Raw genomic sequence first — 255 nt, 5'->3', positions numbered from 1 at the left:
AGTTGCTCAGCAGCAAGCTGCGCTAGAAGCCGCTGTTGCTAAAGCGCTGGATATGGCTTCAGTAAATTCAGATGCTGCTGAGGTCGCTATTACTAAAAGCACTGGCTTGAGCGTCTCCACGCGCATGTGTGAAGTGGAGAACGTAGAGTTTAATAGTGACGGTGCGCTGGGTATCACGGTATATCGTGGGCAGCGTAAGGGCAGTGCGTCAACCTCTGACTTGAGTGAAAAGGCCATTGCACAAACGGTAGCTGC

1 protein-coding gene is annotated in these 255 nt (G+C 51.8%); it reads left to right on the top strand.

Going from position 1 to position 255, the window contains the following annotated elements:
* On the top strand, positions 1 to 255 hold a 255-nt coding region (locus AYW75_RS18530; protein ID WP_331709535.1), incomplete at both ends, for a PmbA/TldA family metallopeptidase.

Origin of the sequence: Marinomonas atlantica (assembly GCF_001639725.1) — a bacterium.
Classification (GTDB): Bacteria; Pseudomonadota; Gammaproteobacteria; order Pseudomonadales; family Marinomonadaceae; genus Marinomonas; species Marinomonas atlantica.
Note: the sequence above shows the minus strand (reverse complement) of the source record. Positions and strands in the feature narration are given on the sequence as shown.